The organism is Streptomyces sparsus (genome assembly GCF_054776295.1).
In genome coordinates this window covers 1-4,187 of sequence record NZ_BAAHCA010000421.1, presented here as the reverse complement: position 1 = coordinate 4,187, position 4,187 = coordinate 1, and the positions used below count along the sequence as shown (strand labels likewise).

The following is a 4,187-nucleotide window of genomic DNA, read 5'->3' as shown; positions in this document are numbered from 1 at the left end:
GGACCAGCGTTCGTGCGGTGCCCGCCCGCCGCGGCGCACCAGCGCTGCCAGTGGCGGCCGTCCCCACAGGACGGTGGCGGCGAGCAGCGCCGCGTACGGCAGGACCTGCCCGGCCGGTTCGGGGAGGGTCACCGTCGTGGTGTGTGCGGCGAGGGTCAGCCAACCGAGGGCGAGCGGGCTGTACAGCGTCCAGGCGCGGACCGTGATCCGCGCGGGGCCGGCACGGCGGCCGTCCGGCCGGGTGATGCGCAGCAGCACGGCTCGCTTGCCCGGGCTGTACGCGAACGCGGCGGGCAGCAGCCAGAACCACACCAGCCCCAGCGCGGCGCCGACCGGGAAGGCGTGGTGCCGGCCGGTGGACCAGTCGGTGGTGACGGCCAGCAGGCCGGTGGCCAGGGTCCAGGTGACGAGCCACCCGGTGAGGTCGGTCAGGAAGGCCAGAGCACGACGGGTGAGGGTGATCCGGCCGCCGTAGCGCTCACGTTCGCCCTCCGGGTCGTTGACGGGCAGCAGCCGCGACAGGGGACCGGCGAGCAGCCAGCCGAGGACCGCTCCACCGGTGTTGAGGATCAGGTCGTCCACGTTGAACTGCCGGTAGGGGCAGTCGTAGACGAACCAGAGTCCGGTGTACTGGGTGGTCTCGAAGAACAGCGAGGTGGCGAACGCCGCGGCGGTCGCGGCGGGCAGCCGCTGGCGCAGGTAGTAGCGCAGGTAGACGCCGAGCGGGAGCAGGAGGGCCACGTTGAGCAGGGTGGTCCAGGTCGGGGTGAGGCTCAGCAGCGTGGCCGGCGCCCAGTCGCCGCCCGCCGCGGCGGACACCGTGCCGTGGAACGCGAAGGGTTCCAGCTGCGGGCTGGCGGCGTAGCGGGCCGTCGCGCAGTGCGCGTCGGTGTCGGCGGGCAGCGGCATCAGCGTCTGCAACAGTGCGGCGAGCAGGTAGAAGACGAAGCTGTAGAAGACGAGGACGGCCCAGCCGCCGGCCCGGCCGCGCCGCCGGTAGCCGCGGACGGCGACCGGCACCATGATCAGGGCGGTGATGAGCGGGAAGAGTGAGACCGCGGCTTCGACCGGCAGCAGGTAGGTACGGAACACGACTGGTGCTTTCTGCGGCGTGCTCAGCCGCATAGGGGACCGGGTCGGCCGGGAACCGGACCTGCGGACTCCGGGCGGAGCTCCGGGTGTTGGCGCCTTCCCGCGGCGGTCGGCGGCTTCCCGCCGACCGCCAGGGTAGAGGACACCCTGCCCAGGGTGTCAGCCGCCGGGACCGGCCATCGCCCCCGCCCCCGCCCTGCCCGCGGACGGAGAGGGGATTGGTAACGACCGGCCTGCGGCTCGCCCCGCCCGGGAACACGTCGTCCGGTGTCCGGCCAGGACCGCTCGGAGCGCTCTCGACACCGGGATAGGCGCTGCCTAGGATCGCCGGTACGGCATCGCGTGTCGGTCACCGGCCGGGTGAGGCATGGAGGTGCCCGTGAGTGCCTTACGGAGGCATTTACGCATGTCAGTCGAGTTGAACCACACCATCATCCACTCCCGTGACAACCGGGAGTCGGCCGAGTTCCTGGCGCACGTCCTGGGACTCGAACCGGGCGCCGAATGGGGCCCGTTCGTTCCGTTGACCACCGCAAACGGGGTCACCCTGGACTTCGCCGCCATCCCGGCGGAGTCGATCGTCATGCAGCACTACGCGTTCCTCGTCTCCGACGAGGAGTTCGACGCGGCCTTCGCCCGTATCCGCGAGGCCGGGATCACCTACTACGCCGATCCGCACCGGAAGCACCCGGGCGAGATCAACCACCATCACGGCGGGCGCGGGCTGTACTTCATGGATCCGGCCGGACACGGTATGGAGATCATCACCCGCCCCTACACCTTCGAGTCGTAGCCGCGGCCTCGTGCGCCCGTGGTCGGCCGGGCCCCCCCCCCCCCCCCCCCCCCCCCACCCCCGGGGAGGGTCACCACCCCTCGGGTCTCACTCGACGCCGCTGTCCAGCAGCGGACCGAGTTCCTCCGCCACGGTGGTCAGTGCCCGGGCGTCCTGCTCGGCCCGGGCGAGCAGGATGGCACCTTCCAGCGCGCTGACCATGAGCGCCGCCAGCCGGTCGGCCCTCGGCCCGGGCACACCCATGTCGCGCAACGCACCGGCCACCGGCCGGATCCAGCCCCCGAACGCGTCGGCGGCGGCCTGCCGAGTGGAGGCCGAGGACTCGGCGCAGTCCACCGTGGCCGCGGCGACCGGGCACCCCGCGGCGAACCCCTCGGTCTCGTACTCGTCGGTCCACTGACGCACCATCGCGGCGAACAGGCCGCTCGGTGACGGCTGCGGCATCTCGTCGAGGAACCGGCCGACGCGCCGGGCCGCGTAACCGCCGGCCCAGGACACCGCCTCGTTGACGAGCTGCTCCTTGCCACCGGGGAAGTGGTGCTGCAGTGATCCCCTGGGCGCCTGCGCGTGCGCGGCGACATCCCGCATCCCCGTGGCGGTGACTCCGTCCCGGCGGATGAGCTGCGCCGCACTGAACACCATGCGCTCACGCGGCCCCCGCTCCCGGGGCCCCTGGGGAACCGCCATCGCCGACCTCCCGTTGCTGCTCGCGCGCCGGGGACGAGAGCCGCCCAACGCCGCAGGGGCCAGCCTACGACGCTCCCACCGGGTCCTCCGGGCCGACGAGGCGGCTCCACTCCCGGCACACCCGGGCCGTCCGGGACCAGGCCCTCCCCACCGCCCGAGCCCTGCGAGGAAGGACTGTTCCACGCCGGGCCCGCCCGTCGGCGTGGGCGCGGGTCAGACGCCATACGTGCCCGGCCGCCGGACGTGCGGCGGGTGACGGTGACCCGCCGCGGCGCTACTATGACGACTGTCATAGTCGGTGCGGTGAGAGGGCCGCACCCCGTGGCCGGGGCACGCCGTGGGGTGCCGGTCCGGGGACGGCGGTGCGCGGTGGCAGTGGGATTCATGGGGCTCGGCGTCATGGGGTTGCCCATGGCGCTCAACCTGGCCCGGTCGGGAGTCGGACTCGTCGTCTGGAACCGCACGGCCGCCCGGACGGAACCGCTGCGCGCGGCAGGAGCGGAGACGGCGGCCGACCCCGCCGACGTGTTCCGCCGAACCCGCGTGGTCATCCTCATGCTGGCCGACGAGGCCGCCGTCGACAGCGTGCTGGCACGCGGCACGGACCGGTTCGCCGAGCGCGTCTCCCGGCACACCGTGGTGCACATGGGCACCACCTCCGCCGAATACTCCCGGCAACTGGAGGCCGACGTCCGTGCCGCCGGCGGCAGTTACGTGGAAGCGCCCGTCTCAGGCTCCCGCCGCCCGGCCGAGGACGGCGAGCTGGTGGCGATGGTCGCGGGGGAGGACCAGGCAGTCGAGCAGGTGCGTACGCTGCTCCGGCCGATGTGCCGCCAGCTGTTCCACTGCGGGTCCGTGCCGCGGGCGTTGCTGACGAAGCTGTCCGTCAACCTGTTCCTGATCACCATGGTCACCGGCCTGACCGAGGCGTTCCACTTCGCCGAACGGCACGGCCTGGACCGCGAGCAGTTCCTGGCCGTGCTCGACGCGGGTCCGATGGCGAGCGCCGTCTCCCGCATGAAGGCCGCCAAACTGCGGGACGGCGACTTCGCCGCGCAGGCGGCGGTCGCAGACGTGCTGAAGAACAACCGGCTGATCGCCGAGGCCGCCCGCGAGTCCGGCACCGCCTCGCCGCTGCTCGACACCTGCCACGCACTGTTCGGCGAGACCGTCGGGCTCGGCCTGGGAAGCGCCGACATGGTGGCCGTCCTCCGGGCCATCGAGACCCGCACCGAGACCAACCCGGAGGCGCCGAGGCACCCGTAGCCCGCTCGACGGACGACGCTCGCCCCTTGTCGCTCGACGTACAACGCACGCGAGCAGACCCGGTGTGCGGCTGTTGCCCGCCGTGGTGCGGGAGGAGACGGCCCCGGACCCTGACCTGATCGCGACCGAACCGTGCACGTCGTCGGCGGGGGAGCGCATAACGCGCTGCTCTGCCGGCTGACGGCGGACGCCACCGGCCTGCCGGTCGTCGCCGGCCCGACCGAGGCCGCGGCGCTGGGCAACGTGCTCGTCCAGGCCCGCGCCGCCGAAGTGGTCAGCGGCGACCTGCACGACCTGCGGGCGCTGCTGCGCGACACCCAGCCCCTGCGGCACTACGATCCGGCGGGCG

At 73.3% G+C, this 4,187-nt stretch carries 4 protein-coding genes and 1 pseudogene; 3 read left to right on the top strand and 2 right to left on the bottom strand.

The window, feature by feature from the left end; translation table 11 throughout:
* Nucleotides 1-1,125 (bottom strand): VanZ family protein (locus ACYVE9_RS17690; protein WP_461028846.1); only part of this gene is annotated, 1,125 nt, incomplete at its 3' end.
* Between the two features lie 373 nt (nt 1,126-1,498).
* On the opposite strand from ACYVE9_RS17690, the gene ACYVE9_RS17685 reads away from it, so the two are divergent.
* Nucleotides 1,499-1,885 (top strand): VOC family protein, encoded by a 387-nt coding sequence (locus tag ACYVE9_RS17685; RefSeq protein ID WP_461028845.1) that lies wholly within the window; start codon nt 1,499-1,501, stop codon nt 1,883-1,885.
* A gap of 87 nt (nt 1,886-1,972) precedes the next feature.
* On the opposite strand, the gene ACYVE9_RS17680 is transcribed toward ACYVE9_RS17685, so the two are convergent.
* Complete coding sequence (locus ACYVE9_RS17680) at nt 1,973-2,572, bottom strand: TetR/AcrR family transcriptional regulator (protein ID WP_461028844.1); 600 nt, start codon at nt 2,570-2,572, stop codon at nt 1,973-1,975.
* 369 nt (nt 2,573-2,941) lie between these two features.
* Here ACYVE9_RS17680 and ACYVE9_RS17675 point away from each other — a divergent pair, with 369 nt between their 5' ends.
* Complete coding sequence (locus ACYVE9_RS17675) at nt 2,942-3,838, top strand: NAD(P)-dependent oxidoreductase (protein ID WP_461028843.1); 897 nt, start codon at nt 2,942-2,944, stop codon at nt 3,836-3,838.
* Nucleotides 3,839-3,970: 132 nt separating this feature from the next.
* A pseudogene (locus ACYVE9_RS17670) lies at nt 3,971-4,187 on the top strand (FGGY-family carbohydrate kinase); the annotation flags it as partial.

Excerpts from the sequence above, each read along its gene's own strand:
- ACYVE9_RS17680 (WP_461028844.1), bottom strand. The coding sequence starts at position 2,572 with ATGGCGGTTCCCCAGGGGCCCCGGGAGCGGGGGCCGCGTGAGCGCATG.
- ACYVE9_RS17685 (WP_461028845.1), top strand. The coding sequence starts at position 1,499 with ATGTCAGTCGAGTTGAACCACACCATCATCCACTCCCGTGACAACCGG.